Raw genomic sequence first — 15,142 nt, 5'->3', positions numbered from 1 at the left:
ATGGCAAAGCGGGTTCTTTCGATCGGCGAATGCATGGTGGAACTGGCCCAGGCCGGCCAGGGACTTTTGCGCAAGGGCTTTGCCGGCGACACGTTCAACACCGCCTGGTACCTGCGCGCCGCCCTTCCTGAGGACTGGCAGGTGGATTATCTGACCGGCCTTGGCGACGACCCGCTGTCGGATGAAATGCTCGCCTTCATGGAAAAGGCACACATCGGAACCGGGGCCATTCGCCGGATACCGGGGCGCACGCCCGGCCTCTATCTCATCACACTGAAGGATGGCGAACGGACGTTCAGCTACTGGCGCGATACGTCGGCGGCAAAACTTCTGGCCGACGACGCCGACCACCTGAGGCAGGCAATCGAAAGCGCCGACCTTATCTATTTCTCCGGCATCACGCTTGCGATCCTTGGAGCATCTGGGGCTGAAACCCTGCTTTCGGAACTGCGCCGCGCACGCGCTGCCGGAAAAACGGTGGCATTCGACCCGAACATCCGCCCGCGTCTCTGGAGCGACCGCCTTCGCATGCTCGACACGATCAGCGCCGGCGCCCGCGCCGCCTCCATCGTGCTGCCAAGCTTTGACGATGAAGCGGCCCATTTCGACGATGCCAATGTGGCTGCCACCATTGAGCGCTACCGCTCTCTCGGCGCCGAAACCATCGTGGTGAAAAACGGCGCGCAGGGCGCAACGGTGGCGGAAGGCGAGCAGACGGTGTTCGTGCCAGCCATCACGCCGGAAAAGCTGGTGGACACAACAAGCGCCGGCGACAGTTTCAACGCCGGTTTCCTGGCAAAACTGATGACCGGCGCATCCAGCGCCGAATCAGCCGCCCACGGCGCCGCCATCGCCTCCGTCGTCATCGGCCACCACGGCGCACTGATCGACCACGCACTCCTGCCGGAGTGACCTGACATTCCCCTGTAACAAATCTGGTCGATAGAAACCGCAGAGACGCCCGCAACGCGCGAGTCTGATCGCGCATCGGCACAAGGGGCCTGCGCAGGACATGACCAAGATCACCATCGTCACCGACGCCTGGTATCCGCAGGTAAACGGCGTTGTGCGCTCCATCGAAAACACCAATCGCGAACTGACGCGCATGGGCATCGAGGTATCGATGATCACGCCGCAGGAGTTTACAAGCGTTCCCTGCCCCACCTATCCGGAAATCCGGCTATCGGTCGCAAGTTATGCGGCCGTTGCCCGCGCCATCGAAAAATTCGGGCCGACATCGGTGCATATCGCAACCGAGGGACCGCTCGGACTTCTCGCCCGCCGCTGGTGCCTCAAAAACAACCTGCCATTTTCCACCAGTTACCACACCCGTTTTCCTGAATATGTGGCGGCGCGTTTTCCTGTGCCGATCCGCTGGCTGCGCGCCTTCGTGCGCTGGTTCCACAATGCCGGCAATGGCTGCATGGTGGCGACCGCAAGCCTTGAGCGGGAATTGTCAAAGCTCGGCCTCAAAAACCTGCTGCGCTGGAGCCGCGGCATAGACCAGGCGCAGTTTCACCCGATGCCGCAGGAAGCAACCCCGTTTGGCCTGCCCCGCCCGATCTTCATGACGGTAAGCCGCATTGCGGTGGAAAAGAACCTGCCGGCCTTCCTCGATCTCGACCTGCCGGGTTCCAAGGTGGTTGTCGGTGACGGGCCGGAGCGCGAGGAGTTGCAGCGGCGTTATCCGCATGTGCTGTTTACCGGCATGAAGACGGGTGAAGACCTTGCGCGCGCCTATGCGCAGGCGGATGTTTTTGTGTTTTCCTCAAAGACCGACACCTTTGGAAATACGATCCTCGAAGCGCTCGCCAGCGGCGTGCCGGTGGCGGCCTTTCCGGTGACGGGGCCGATCGACATTATTGCCGAAGGCAGTGGCGCCGGTGCTCTCAACGACGACCTGCGCCTCGCCTGCCTGGAGGCGCTCGATTGCCCGCGTGAAAACGCACGGCGGCTGGCGCGCGATTTCACCTGGGAAGCCGCGTCAAAACAGTTCCTCAACAATGTGCTGATCGCGCAAGGGCGCAAGCGCCTGCCGCTGCCACGCAACGGGTTTCGCGCCCTGCCCTCTTGAGCCAGAAGAGATCAGCGCTTCTTGCGCTTGTTCTCGAACGGGTTTTCCGAAGCACGCAGGTGAATGCGGATCGGAACGCCCGGCATGGCGAAATCGGCGCGCAGGCCGTTCGTGAGATAACGCAGGTAGGATTCCGGCACCGAATCAGGACGCGTGCAGGAAATCATGAAGGCCGGCGGGCGGGCTTTCACCTGCGTCATGTATTTGAGCTTCAGGCGACGGCCGGACACGGCCGGTGGCGGATGCTGGACCTGCACCGTATCCAGCCAGCGGTTGAGCTTGGCTGTCGAAATGCGCTTGTTCCACACCATATCGGTGTCGATGATGTTCTGCATCAGCTTTTCGAGGCCGTAACCGGTCTGGCCAGACATCGGCACGGCGCGGATGCCACGCGCCTGCGGCAAAAGCCGCTCGGTCTTTTCGCGAAGCTCCGCCAGCAGCGCCTGCGTATCTTCCACCAGATCCCACTTGTTGAAGGCGAGCACGGCGGCGCGGCCTTCGCGCAGCACCAGATCGACGATCTGCAGGTCCTGTTTTTCGAACGGGATCGTGGCATCGAACACGATAACCACGGTTTCGGCAAAGCGGATGGCGCGCAGCGCATCGGCAACCGACAGCTTTTCGAGCTTTTCCTGCACGCGGGCCTTGCGGCGCATGCCGGCGGTGTCGAACATCTTGATGGTGCGACCGCGCCAGTCCCATTCGACGGAAATGCTGTCGCGGGTAATGCCGGCTTCCGGGCCGGTCAGCAGCCGGTCTTCGCCGAGGAAGCGGTTAATCAGCGTCGATTTTCCGGCATTCGGGCGCCCGACGATCGCCACGCGCAGAGGCTTCGTTTCGTCATAAGCCGGCTCGAACTCGTCGTCGATGTCTTCACCATCGGCGGACAGGCCGCGCAGATCGACATTGGTTTCGGCTTCGTCATCCTCGTCGCCAAACGCCATTTCCGGGCCAATGGCCTCGACGATGGCATCGCGCAAGTCGATCATGCCCTGGCCGTGTTCGGCCGAAATCGGCACGGGATCGCCAAGGCCGAGCGTGAAGGCATCGTAGAAACCGCCATCGGAGCCGCGCGCTTCGGATTTGTTAGCCACGAGCACGACAGGCTTGCCGCGACGGCGCAGCATTTCGCCCAGCGTCTGGTCAACCTGTGTGAGGCCGGATTTGGCATCGACCACGAAGAGCGACAGATCCGCCTCGTCGATGGCTGCTTCCGTCTGGGCGCGCATGCGGCCCTGCAACGTCTCGGGGCCGGCCTCTTCAAGGCCAGCGGTATCGATGATGGTGAAACGCAGGTCGATGAGCTTTGCATCACCCGGACGACGGTCGCGGGTAACGCCCGGCGTATCATCCACCAGCGCAAGCTTCTTGCCCACCAGCCGGTTGAACAGCGTGGACTTGCCGACATTCGGACGCCCGACGATGGCGACTGTGAAGCTCATGGGTGGATCCCTTTCCGGGCTTTGTCTTGTTGTTTTGTCTTAAATCGTGTCGTGTTGGTTCAGGCAGCCTTGCCGGTTGCCGCAATCGTATCGAGCATGATCTGGGCGCGGTTGGCAATATTGCGCGGCGATTGCGCGTCGCCTGCAATCTGCTGGAACCATTCCTTGGCTTTCGCCATATCGCCGGCCTTGTAAGCGGCAAGGCCAAGCGCCTCGCGCGCCGAGTGGCGCAGCGCATGGCCGGGCGTTGCCATGACTTCCACCTGCTCCGAGACCTGATCATAGGTTCCGCCATCGATCAGCAGCCAGCCGGCGCGCACGCGCGCCACGTCGCGGATGACTTCAGGTACGCTATTATCCTTGGCAACCGCATCAAAGGCGGAAACGGCACCGGCCACATCGCCTTTTTCAGACAGAAGCGTTGCCGAGCGCAGGCGCGCCAGCACCGGATAAGAACCGCTGCCGTCTTTTTCAAGCGCCGCAAAGGCTGCAATTGCCTCGTCCGGCTTGTTGGCCTTGGCAAGGTTCAGCGCTGCCAGGAACTGATCGCCATACTGCGAGGAATTATGGCTGTGCCAGTATTCATAACCGCGATATCCGGCCGTGCCGACCAAGATCAGAACAGCCACGCCCATGATGACATAACGGAACCGCTTCCAGGCACCGCTGAACTGCTCGGAACGCAGCTCGTCGTTGACTTCGCGGATAAAGCTGTCGTTGTCCTGTACCATGCCAAACTCCGGCCGAACGGCGGCCCTTCAACTCGAAAGCCTGCCTTCTAACCTATTTTTCCCGGGATGTAAGGGGTGGATTGCAACGTCACGCGCAGAGTTGATGCCTCTTTCTTCCAACGATTGCCGCATTCGCTCAGCAGAAGACGCAATTTGCATTGCCAGACAGGTTTTCATCTTGCCGATTTCTGACCGCCCCAAAGCCAGTCCATGCCTTCGTCCCGTTGCAACGCTTGCCAGCCTGCTTCTTTCGGTCTCGCTCGTTTTCGCCGGGGAAAAGCCGAAGCAGCTGGTGATGATTTCCTTCGATGGCGCCGGCAACAATGCGCTCTGGGAGAAAAGCCGCGCGATGGCAAAACGGGTGAACGCGCATTTCACCTATTTCCTCTCCTGCACGCTGGTCATCGATCGCGCCCGGGCAAAAACCTATCAGGGGCCGGGGCAGAAGGCCGGGCGCTCGAATATCGGCTTTGCCCAGACGGCGGACGAGGCGCGCACGCGGCTCGACCACATCTGGAACGCTCATCTGGAAGGCCATGAAATCGCCAGCCACACCTGCGGCCATTTTGACGGGCGGCAGTGGTCGAGCGCGGAGTGGCGGGAGGAAATGACAAACTTCCGCTCGGTGCTCACCTCCGCCTGGAGCGATCTTGATGCCGGCGACCGCGAACCGGAGGGCTGGCGGCCCTTCATTGCCGGCATAAAAGGGTTTCGCGCGCCTTATCTGTCAACCAGTGAGCCGCTGAACGAGGCGGAACAAGCCCAAGGTTTTGCCTATGATGCCAGCGGCGTGACCAAGGGCCCCATGCTGCCGCGCCGTGAAAACGGCGTCGTCAATTTTGGCCTGCCGCTCATTCCGGAAGGGCCGGAACAGCGCAACATCATCGCCATGGACTATAACCTCTTCATCCGCCATTCCGCCGGCGTCGAAAACCCCAGCCGCTCGGCGGAGTTCGAGGAGCGCGCCTACCAGGCTTTTCGCAAGGCGTTTGATGCGCAATACGCGGGCGAGCGCATTCCTCTGCAACTCGGCTTTCATTTCGTGCTGATGAACGGCGGCGCCTATTGGCGGGCGCTCGACCGGCTCGCCGCGGAAATCTGCCCCATGCAAGATGTCGCCTGCGTCACCTATGGCGAGGCGATGGCAGCACTTCAGAAGGCTGATCCGGCGGCTGCACCCGGACACGCCGAACGGGATGCATCGGGGCTCTAACGCCCAGAAAAAACCGCACCGGTTTCCCGATGCGGTTTAAAGGGTTGTTGTGCCGTCAAAGGCTTGCCCCTCAATAAGGACGGTCCGCCTCGATCTCGCCGCCCTCGGCCTCGCGCTTCAGGTAACGCTGATCGATTTCCGGCAGCGGCTTGTCATCGATGGCGGCTTCAAAGGCTTTGAGGCGCTTGTGGATGGACAGAAGCTCGATGATGGTTGACCAGTAGCTGACAAGATACTGGAAGCTGTTGGTGACTTCGCCAAATGCCGTGGCGATCTGCTGCCAGAGGCCCATGGTGATCCGGCCGGCAACGACCGTCGGGATGAGGATCACAGTCAGGAAGATTGCATCGAGCTGGCCGTAACCGAAGCGGGCGATGTTGAAATACGTATAGTGCCAGTACATGCGGAAATAGTTTTTCCGCACATTCGTGAAGAGTTCGCGCACGGTAACGGGCTGGGCACGATCGGCATGGTCTTCGCCATAGACCAGCTCTTTTCGGAAGGCTGCCTCGACGCGCTGATTGCGGAAATTCAAGCCAGGAAGCTTGATTCCGGCAATCATCAGAAGTGCTGTTCCGAACAGAGACCAGCCGATGGCCAGCCAGAACAGCGCATGCGGCACGACGCCGAGGATCGGCAATTCGCTGACATGTTCAGACATGCGAAACAGGATCGGCAAAAAGACGACCAGCGTCATCACGGAGTTGATCAGCGCGACGCCGAGCCCTTCCAGGATATTGGCAAACCGCATCGTGTCTTCCTGCACACGCTGCGAGGCGCCTTCGATGTGACGCAACTTGTCCCACTTCGACAGGTAAAAATCGTTCATCGCCTGGCGCCAGCGAAAGACATAGTGGCTGGTAAAAAACGCCGTCACGACGGAAAGCGTCACACCGACCATGCCGATTTCGAGAAACCGCAGTTGCAACGCATAGAGCTGACCTGCCGTGACCGTGCCATCGCCATTCAGCGCCTTTTGGAACAGGTCGAAGAAAGGTCCGCGCCAGTTGTTGAGGGCGACCGAGATCTGCACACTGAAATAGGCAATGAAGATGATGAAGGCCGAGCCCCAGACCGACCAGTTAAGCCAGGGATGGCCGCGGGCGATCACTTTCCAGGCCAGACCGAACAGACCGACGAAGATGGTGAAATAGAGATAGAACCAAAGATTGTCGGAGGTGAAGAAGAACCCGAGACCCACCGGCGGGGTCTGCCCTTCAGCCAAAGGCGGCAGGCCGATGGCGGCACCGACCTGCGGGCCCACCGTATACCAGACGAGGATACAGACCAGCGTCCAGAGCGCGGCCGAGGTGAAAAACAGCTTGGGTTTGGGAAAGAAGGAATGGAACACGGAAACGAACTTCCCTTGATGCGGATCTGGCACTGATGCTGCCAGCTGTGGACGGCGAAACTATGCCAGTTCACAAGGGGCGGCAATGGCGCCCGTGGAATGTGGAGGAAATGTAAGAGTTGAGGCGACAAACCTTGCTGTGGCGTGTCACACGAGTGGAGCAACCGAAAATTGTAAACCGACATATTGGTCGGAATTATGGGTTCTGAATACAAAAATTAACGCTATAGCAATCGCAAAACATGACACTGTGACGCATTCACGGGCCTGATGATCAGGCTTTTTCCGCGCCATGGCTTCGCTCATTTGATATGTCCGACCACTTCCGACGCGGGGAAGAAACGGATCGCCCCCTCCCATGAGGTGTTGATTTGTCTTTCTTGAAGAATACTCCCATTCGAACCAAAATCTTGTCACTGGTCGCCTCGATCGGCATTGTCGGCATCGCCGGCATCGGCCTGATGGCAAACAGTTACCATGACAGCGACGTGCAGTATTCTGCGTTTATGACCGAAGACATGGTCTCGGCCATGGAGATGTTCCGGTCGACCACCTCGCTCGTCGCCTCCACCAATGCCGCCTACCAGATGGCCTCGCTGGACGCCGAGACGGTGTCGCGCCTCAATCCGATGGACGATTTCAGCGAGGGTGAGGCCACGCTTTTTCGCCGTCTGGAGCGGGCCAAGTCGCTGACGCCTGAGAATGCGACGGATATCGATCGCTTTGCCGGCAGCGCCCGCGCAATCTACCTCGAGCTGCACAAGGCCGTTACCCTTGCAAACCAAGGCAAACAGGCGGAAGCAAAAGCCGTTCTCGTCAATATCAACCCCGACATCCGGTCCTGGCGCAATAATTTGCGCGATTCCAACAATGCCACTCTGAAGTCGCTGAACGACGCCTCCGCCGGTCTGTCGAGCCGCACCCAATCGACAATTCTGACGACGCTTCTTGCCATTGGCCTGCTGTTTACCGCCATTTTTTCCGTATCGCTACTGGTGGCCTCCCGCGGCATCATCCAGCCGATAAGCCGGCTTCGCGCCCGGATGATAACGCTTGCCGATGGCAAGACGGATGAGGCGATCGATGGTCTCGACCGGCGTGACGAAGTGGGCCAGATGGCCGCCGCCGTTGCCGTATTCCGCGACAATGCGATCGAGCGCCATCGTCTGGCGCAGGAAGCGGATTCCACGCGCAGCCTGTCTGAAAAGGAGCGCATCGAACGCGATGCCGAGCGCGCCAAGGAAGCCGCCGAGGTGAAGTTTGCCGTAGACAACCTGGCAGCCGGTCTTTCGCACCTGTCCGATGGCGATGTGACCTACCGCATCCATGACGGCTTTGCCGAAACGCTGGACCAGGTCCGGCACGATTTCAACCGCTCGGCAGACAAGCTGCAATCGACGCTGGTACAGGTCGCGGAAAATGCCCGCGGCATCGATGCCGGTGCCAACGAGATCAAGGCGGCAGCCGACGATCTGGCAAAACGCACCGAACAGCAGGCAGCCTCTGTGGAGGAAACAGCCGCAGCTCTCGAGCAGATCACCACCACGGTTCGCGATTCCACCCGTCGCGCGCAGGAGGCCGGCCAGCTTGTGGCGCGTACCCGCACAGGGGCTGAAACGTCAGGCGAAATCGTGCGCCGTGCGGTGATTGCCATGGGCAAGATCGAAACCTCGTCCAGCGAGATTTCCAACATCATCGGCGTCATCGACGAAATCGCCTTCCAGACGAACCTGCTTGCGCTGAATGCCGGTGTCGAAGCGGCGCGTGCCGGGGAAGCCGGCAAGGGCTTTGCCGTGGTTGCGCAGGAAGTGCGTGAACTGGCGCAGCGCTCGGCAAAGGCTGCCAAGGAGATCAAGGCGCTGATCAACACGTCGAACACCCAGGTTGCCGAAGGTGTGAACCTCGTCGGCGAGACCGGCAAGGCCCTGCAGACGATTGTCGCGGAGGTGCAGGAGATCAACCAGCACGTCAGCGCCATCGTCGATTCGGCGCAGGAACAGTCGTCCGGACTCCAGCAGATCAATACGGCCGTCAACCAGATGGACCAGGACACGCAAAAGAACGCTGCGATGGTGGAGGAATCCACCGCCGCAAGTCACAGCTTGGCGCGCGAAGTATCCTCGCTCAACCAGTTGCTGACGCAGTTCAAGCTGCAGGGCGCCGGCATGGCAAACGCCGTGGCAACACCCACGCCGGCACGCGCAAGCCATGCGCCAGCTCCCTCGCCGGCGCGCGCCCTTGGCCGCAAGCTTGCCGGCGCATTTTCCGGCAATGCCGCCGTTGCGGTGTCGCAGGAAAGCTGGACCGAGTTCTGATCGTTCCGACACCCTTGCCAGACCGGCGGATAACTGACCGGCCTGGCATCGAGCGGACCGTTAAGAGATAAACCAAAGGGGACGCGGCAAAGGCTCGCGTCCCTTAATTTTTAGCAATTCACCGACCGGCGCGCAAAGCCGGATCGATGGCCACCGGCAGCACCAGCAACCCGGAGAGCAGCAGCACCAGGGCCGCAATCACGGATGCCAGCGTAAAACTGCCGCTCCACTCAGCCGCCCAGCCGGCCACCAGGGGCCCAACGGTCTGCCCGATACCAAAGGCGACCGTCATGAAGGCAAGCGCCCGGCGCGGGCTCTGTGGCGCAAGTTGTCTTGCAATCTGCAGGCCATAGGCCGTCACCGTCATGAAGGTCAGGCCGAGCAGCAGCCCGCCGATCAGCGTTCCCGTCATCGGGGCAAGCCCGACAGAGGCAAACACGCCGATCGCTTCGATGCAAAGACAGGCCAGATAGATCCAGGCCATTCCAAACCGCGCAACCCCGCCGCGCCAGACGAAGAGCGACAAGGCCGCCGCCGTTCCCGTGACGAACCAGGCGGAAAATTCCACCACCGGGCCCGCTGCCGCAAGCCGGGCAATTGTAACGAGGAAGGTTGCGGTCACCACGTAACCAAAACCGAAAAGGCCATAGGATGCCGTCAGCAGGACCAGTGGCCGTGTCCAGGCGATCGGGGGTTCCGCAACCGCACCATGGCCCGCAACAGGGCGCGGCAGGAAACGGGCGATCAGAAAAGTGGCCGTAGCCACCAACAACGCGCCGGCCAGCCAGTTCCAGCGCCAGCCATGCGCGCCATCACCGGCAAGCCCATTGATGAGGAAGGCGACGAGAGCCGAAGATGCAATGCCAACGCCTACACCGCCGAAATGCAGGGCCTGCACTTCCACCCTGCCTGCCGCATAGGGCAGCACGACCGAGGATGTGAAAATCATCGCAAGTGCGCTGGCCATGCCCGCCAGGAATCGGATCAGGATAAACAGCGGAACCGATGACGTAACAGCCATCGCCGCCAGCAGAAGTGCTGTCGAAAACAGCCCTGCAAGAGCAACTGCGCGTTCACGCCCTGCCGCCCAGCCATAGGCCGACAGCATGGCGCCGACGAGGTAACCGGCAAAATTACCGGCCGCGATCAGCCCGGCATCGGCGGCCGACAACGGCAGGCCGCTCATCATGCCCGGAAGCACTGGCGTATAGAAAAATCGGCCAAACCCCATGGCGGCGGCCATGGCAAGGCCGCCGGCAAGACCGGCCATGACGGGATTGACGTTCTTGTCTTCTGCCAACATCAAGCCTCTATCGCAGCATTGATGCGTTGCGACAAACGCGCATTTTGCATCGCATCAATTAGTTTTGCTGATGGCCCTGAAGCACCGGCCGCTCATGCCGGTCGAACTGGCTTGGGCGACAAAGGTGGTGCGGCCAGCCGCAATCGACACGCTCAATCGGCAAGCGTCAGGATCAGCGGCCCGTTGCGGGTGACGACGATGGTGTGTTCGAACTGCACGGTCGGTGCCTTGGGATCGCCGTAAAGCGTCCAGGGATCGCCATTGCCAGCGTCTTCGGCCCAGTTGGCACCCAGCGACAGGAAGGGTTCGACGGTAAACACCATTCCCTCCTCCATCACGCGGCTTTCGTCGGCATCGGGCCAGGTCGGCACTTCCGTCGGCTCCTCATGCAGGGAGCGGCCAACGCCGTGGCTGGCGAGGTTGGTGATCAGCGTATAGCGGTTCTTGGCGGCAAAGGTGCCGATGGCATTGCCGATGCTGGCAATCGGCTTGCCGGTCTTCACCTGCTGAAGGCCGGTCCACAAGGCGCGACGGCCATCGCGCACCAGCCGTTCGATGTCGCGCTTGACCGGCGGCACGGCAAAGGATGAGCCGGTATCGCCGAAAAACCCGTCCTTGACGGCCGACACATCGATGTTGACGAGATCACCGGCACGGATAACCCGTTCGCCCGGAATACCGTGCGCCACTTCCTCATTGACACTGATGCAGGTGGCGCCGGGAAACTGGTAGCAGAATTCCGGCGCAGACTGCGCGCCGGCATCCTCCAGCACCTTTCGCCCGATGAGATCGAGTTCGGCCGTGGTAATGCCCGGTTCCAGCGCTTTCGCCATGGTGTTGACGGTGTGCGCGCAAAGACGGCCAATCGCTTTCAGCTTGTCGAGTTCGGTCTCATTGGAAACGATCATGCCATGTTTTCCCGGGCAGCTTTTTCAGGCCGCCGGTTTCGCGCCATCCTGCGCAGGCGTCAACGCTTTTCTGACCAGCGGCGCCACCTTGGTGCCAAACAGCTCGATGCCGCGCATGATCTGCTCATGCGGCATCAGGCCGATGGCCATCTGGATCAGCAGGCGGTCATTGCCAAAAACCTTGTGGGCAGCCACGATCTTTTCCGCCACGGATTCCGGATCGCCGACGAAGAGATTGCCGGGCGCGGAGCGGGCGCGGTCATACTGGGCACGGTTGGTGGGGCCCCAGCCACGCTCGCGGCCGATGCGGTCCATCACGGCGGCCTGCGGACCGTAGAACTGGTCGGCGGCCGCTTCAGTCGTATCGGCAATGAAGCCATGCACGTTGATGCTCGTCTTCAGCTTTGTGGCATCCTGACCGGCGCGGCGGGCCGATTCGCGGTAAAGCTCGAAGAAGGGCGCAAAACGCGCGTATTCGCCACCGATGATGGCGATGGCGAGCGGCAGGCCCATGGCGCCGGCGCGCGCCACCGATTGCGGTGTGCCGCCCACGGCAATCCACACCGGCAGCTTTTGCTGAAGCGGGCGCGGATAAACGCCGCGCCGGTTGATCGGCGCGCGCAACTCGCCCGCCCATTCGACGATCTCGTTGTCGCGCAGCGTTAAAAGCAGGTCGAGCTTTTCGGTAAACAGCCGGTCGTAATCGTTGAGGTCATAACCGAACAGCGGATAGGATTCGATGAAGGATCCGCGCCCCGCCATGATCTCGGCGCGGCCATTCGACAGAAGATCGACGGTGGCAAACTGCTGAAAAACCCGGATCGGATCATCCGAACTCAGAACGGAGACCGCGCTCGTCAGGCGGATGTTTTTCGTTTTTACGGCAGCGGCGGCCAGAACGGTCGAGGGCGAGGACACGGCATAATCGGGACGGTGATGTTCACCGAGGCCAAAAACGTCGAGGCCCACCTGATCGGCAAGCTCGATTTCCTCCAGCAGATGTTTGAGGCGCACGGCGGCATCTGCGCCGCGGCTGCCGCTTGCAATAGCCGGATCGACGTCCGCGAAGGTGTAAAGACCAAGTTCCATCGTGATATCCATGATTTGCGTTTGAACCCTAGATAGAAAGGCGGCCGCTAAACTCAAAGGCGAAAGTTTCGACGGCGGGCGTCTAAAATCTGGATGGCAGGCAGAAGGAAAAGACTCTTCGCTCAGGCACTTGGCGCAGAAGACGGACTCAACTTCCAAAGCACCTCATCGGAGAATCTCAAAAAGCCGAGAAAAATCAATATATTCGGAAGCACTGCACCAATACGCGGCGGCATCCTGCTGAAATGAAAAGGAAAGTCGTGATTGACCAAGCGGCGTCGACCTGTGAAACACTGTGTCAACCGATGCCCGTGCTGGATGGCTGGCATTGTGATGGCGTGGGGATATAGTCACGATATCAAAGCCCCTCGAGAAGGACCTCCCATGGCCGATCTTTCCAGCTTCCCCATCACCCGCCGCTGGCCGGCACAGAATTTTGATATCCTGCAGCTTTATTCGACGCCGACGCCAAACGGCGTGAAGGTCTCGATCATGCTGGAGGAAACCGCCCTCCCCTATGAGCCGCATTTCATCAATATCGGCCAGAACGAGACATGGGGCGAGGAATTCCTGTCGCTCAACCCGAACGGCAAGATCCCGGCGATCCTCGACCCGAACGGTCCCGACGGCAAGCCGCTGGCGCTGTTTGAATCCGGCGCCATCCTCATCTATTTGGCGGATAAGACCGGCCAGTTCCTGCCGACGGATGCCGCTGCGCGCTACGAGACCATCCAGTGGGTGATGTTCCAGATGGGCGGCATCGGCCCGATGTTCGGCCAGCTCGGCTTTTTCCACAAGTTTGCCGGCAAGGATTATGAAGACAAGCGCCCGCGTGACCGTTACCTCAACGAAACCAAGCGGCTGCTGGGCGTTCTCGAACAGCGCCTGACAGGCCGCGACTTCATCATGGGCGACGACTATACGATTGCAGATATCGCGATCGTCGGTTGGATCCGGGCGCTGACGGGCTTTTACGGCGCCGGCGACCTCGTCGGTTTCGATACACTCACCGCCTTGCCCGCCTGGTTTGAACGGGTGATGGCGCGGCCTGCCGTGCAGCGCGGCGTCGAAATTCCCGCGCGCCCCTGATCCTCAACGGACGCCCTCTCGCTCATCTCTGCGGCGGCGCATCCGCCGCAGAGGCAAAACCCGAACACCTGTCATCAACCCTTTGTGAGGTTCTGCTCACAAGGGTTGATCCCTGCATTAACCTTTCGCTAATCCTCCTCGCTTTCAATCGCACGCTGTTACGCCCGACGAAATTTCCCGTCCGGGATGTTCCATTCTGCCATTTTTGAGGAGTATCCGATGTCCAGCAAGACATACGCCCTTGCCGTTTCCGCCGTCCTGATGTCCGCGCTGGCCGCCAGCGCCCAGCCAACCAGGGTCAAGCAATTCGATGCATGGGGTGTGTATTCCTATGGTAGCGGCAATGCGAAGCGATGCTACGCGCTATCCGTTCCGACATCGCAGCAGCCGGCCAGCGTCAATCATGGCGAAAACTTTTTCCTCGTCGCACCACAGGCGGGCGCCTCCAACCTGATGCCGCAGGCCATCATGGGTTATGGACTGAAGGCGGATTCGCGCGTTTCGCTATCGGTCGGTTCCGAAAATTTCACCCTTGTGCCAAAGGAAAATGCCGCATGGGTGCGTGACCCGGCGCGTGAACCAGTGCTGGTTCGCGCCATGCGCGGTGGCAGCGACATGACGTTGAAGGCGGTGTCTGCCCGCGGCACCAACACCACCTATACCTATTCCTTGCGCGGCATTACGGCAGCGCTCAACGAAGTCAGCCGCTGCCGGTAAATCAAGACAACCGGGTAGTCCTGCGCAAGGCACCATCCGGTTGAAACAGCCGTTGCCAGCCCTCCCCGTTTGCGCATACCTTGCCTCTTGCGGTGCAACAGAACACGCGCATGGGGGAGAGCAGGCATGGAAAGAACCGTCGTCATCACCGGATCCACAAGCGGCATCGGGCTTGGCATTGCCCGCGCCTTTGCACGCGACGGCGCGAATGTGGTGATCAACGGTTTCGGCAGAGCCGACGAGATCGAGGCGGCGCGTGCCGAACTCGAAACACTGGGGTCCGGCCGCGCCCTCTATCACGGCGCCGACATGACGAAGCCGGACGAGATTTCCGACCTCATCGCAACGGCAAAAGATGCCTTTGGCGGCGTGGATGTTCTCGTCAACAATGCCGGCATCCAGCATGTGGCAAAGATCGAGGATTTCCCGGTGGAGAAATGGGATCAGCTGATCGCCATCCTGCTATCCTCGGCCTTCCACACGATGCGCAACACCATTCCGCTGATGAAGGCGGCCGGCAAAGGGCGCATCATCAATGTGGCCTCGGCGCACGCGCTTGTTGCATCGCCGTACAAATCTGCTTATGTGGCTGCCAAGCACGGCATTCTTGGCCTCACCAAGACTGCCGCACTGGAATTGGCCGAATTCGGCATTACAGTGAACGCCATCTGCCCCGGCTACGTGCTGACGCCCCTCGTGGAGAAACAGATCCCCGATACGGCGCGCGAACGTGGTATCTCGGAAGAGGCGGTCAAGACGGACGTCATGCTCCGTTTGCAGGCGACGAAGCAATTCGTCAGCATCGAAGAGGTTGCGGCCACCGCCCTCTATCTCGCCAGCGACGCCGCACGACAGATCACCGGAACCCATATCTCCATCGATGGCGGCTGGACCGCCCAATAACGACCGC

13 protein-coding genes are annotated in these 15,142 nt (G+C 60.7%); 7 read left to right on the top strand and 6 right to left on the bottom strand.

Features of this window, described 5'->3' with window-relative positions; genetic code table 11:
- Both AC4CWF_RS05720 and AC4CWF_RS05715 read left to right on the top strand, forming a co-directional pair.
- Window positions 1-912, top strand: a complete 912-nt coding sequence (locus AC4CWF_RS05720) for a sugar kinase (protein ID WP_491284164.1) — start codon at window positions 1-3, stop codon at window positions 910-912.
- A gap of 100 nt (window positions 913-1,012) precedes the next feature.
- Window positions 1,013-2,074 carry a glycosyltransferase family 4 protein gene (locus tag AC4CWF_RS05715; RefSeq protein WP_491284163.1) on the top strand — a complete coding sequence of 354 codons (1,062 nt, stop codon included), beginning with the start codon at window positions 1,013-1,015 and terminating at the stop codon, window positions 2,072-2,074.
- A gap of 11 nt (window positions 2,075-2,085) precedes the next feature.
- Here the strand turns inward: AC4CWF_RS05715 and der are convergent, their stop codons facing one another.
- Together der and AC4CWF_RS05705 are read right to left on the bottom strand one after the other, a co-directional pair.
- Entirely contained in the window at window positions 2,086-3,516 is a 1,431-nt protein-coding gene (der, locus tag AC4CWF_RS05710) for a ribosome biogenesis GTPase Der (RefSeq protein WP_491284162.1), read from the bottom strand.
- A gap of 59 nt (window positions 3,517-3,575) precedes the next feature.
- Window positions 3,576-4,247: a tetratricopeptide repeat protein gene (locus tag AC4CWF_RS05705; RefSeq protein WP_491284161.1), complete on the bottom strand. Its 672-nt coding sequence runs from the start codon at window positions 4,245-4,247 to the stop codon at window positions 3,576-3,578.
- Between the two features lie 178 nt (window positions 4,248-4,425).
- Between AC4CWF_RS05705 and AC4CWF_RS05700 the strand changes: the two genes are divergently transcribed.
- Window positions 4,426-5,460: a polysaccharide deacetylase family protein gene (locus AC4CWF_RS05700; protein WP_491284160.1), complete on the top strand. Its 1,035-nt coding sequence runs from the start codon at window positions 4,426-4,428 to the stop codon at window positions 5,458-5,460.
- Window positions 5,461-5,530: 70 nt separating this feature from the next.
- Here the strand turns inward: AC4CWF_RS05700 and sbmA are convergent, their stop codons facing one another.
- Window positions 5,531-6,811, bottom strand: coding sequence for a peptide antibiotic transporter SbmA (gene sbmA, locus AC4CWF_RS05695; RefSeq protein ID WP_491284159.1), 1,281 nt, complete (start codon window positions 6,809-6,811; stop codon window positions 5,531-5,533).
- 371 nt (window positions 6,812-7,182) lie between these two features.
- Between sbmA and AC4CWF_RS05690 the strand changes: the two genes are divergently transcribed.
- Window positions 7,183-9,126: a methyl-accepting chemotaxis protein gene (locus tag AC4CWF_RS05690; protein ID WP_491284158.1), complete on the top strand. Its 1,944-nt coding sequence runs from the start codon at window positions 7,183-7,185 to the stop codon at window positions 9,124-9,126.
- 118 nt (window positions 9,127-9,244) lie between these two features.
- Here AC4CWF_RS05690 and AC4CWF_RS05685 read toward each other — a convergent pair whose 3' ends face one another.
- From AC4CWF_RS05685 to AC4CWF_RS05675, 3 genes are all read right to left on the bottom strand, one after another.
- Complete coding sequence (locus AC4CWF_RS05685) at window positions 9,245-10,429, bottom strand: YbfB/YjiJ family MFS transporter (RefSeq protein WP_491284157.1); 1,185 nt, start codon at window positions 10,427-10,429, stop codon at window positions 9,245-9,247.
- 152 nt (window positions 10,430-10,581) lie between these two features.
- Window positions 10,582-11,337: a type I methionyl aminopeptidase gene (map, locus tag AC4CWF_RS05680; protein WP_491284156.1), complete on the bottom strand. Its 756-nt coding sequence runs from the start codon at window positions 11,335-11,337 to the stop codon at window positions 10,582-10,584.
- Between the two features lie 24 nt (window positions 11,338-11,361).
- Window positions 11,362-12,426, bottom strand: a complete 1,065-nt coding sequence (locus tag AC4CWF_RS05675; protein ID WP_491284155.1) for an LLM class flavin-dependent oxidoreductase — start codon at window positions 12,424-12,426, stop codon at window positions 11,362-11,364.
- A 384-nt stretch (window positions 12,427-12,810) separates the two neighbouring features.
- On the opposite strand from AC4CWF_RS05675, the gene AC4CWF_RS05670 reads away from it, so the two are divergent.
- The 3 genes from AC4CWF_RS05670 (at window position 12,811) to AC4CWF_RS05660 (ending at window position 15,135) form a co-directional block, all read left to right on the top strand.
- Window positions 12,811-13,515 (top strand): glutathione binding-like protein, encoded by a 705-nt coding sequence (locus tag AC4CWF_RS05670; protein ID WP_491284154.1) that lies wholly within the window; start codon window positions 12,811-12,813, stop codon window positions 13,513-13,515.
- 219 nt (window positions 13,516-13,734) lie between these two features.
- Window positions 13,735-14,232 carry an invasion associated locus B family protein gene (locus tag AC4CWF_RS05665; RefSeq protein WP_491284153.1) on the top strand — a complete coding sequence of 166 codons (498 nt, stop codon included), beginning with the start codon at window positions 13,735-13,737 and terminating at the stop codon, window positions 14,230-14,232.
- A gap of 126 nt (window positions 14,233-14,358) precedes the next feature.
- Window positions 14,359-15,135: a 3-hydroxybutyrate dehydrogenase gene (locus tag AC4CWF_RS05660; protein WP_491284152.1), complete on the top strand. Its 777-nt coding sequence runs from the start codon at window positions 14,359-14,361 to the stop codon at window positions 15,133-15,135.
- Window positions 15,136-15,142 lie beyond the last annotated feature (7 nt).

It is taken from the genome of Neorhizobium sp. PAMB6630 (genome assembly GCF_058242775.1).
Note: the sequence above shows the minus strand (reverse complement) of the source record. Positions and strands in the feature narration are given on the sequence as shown.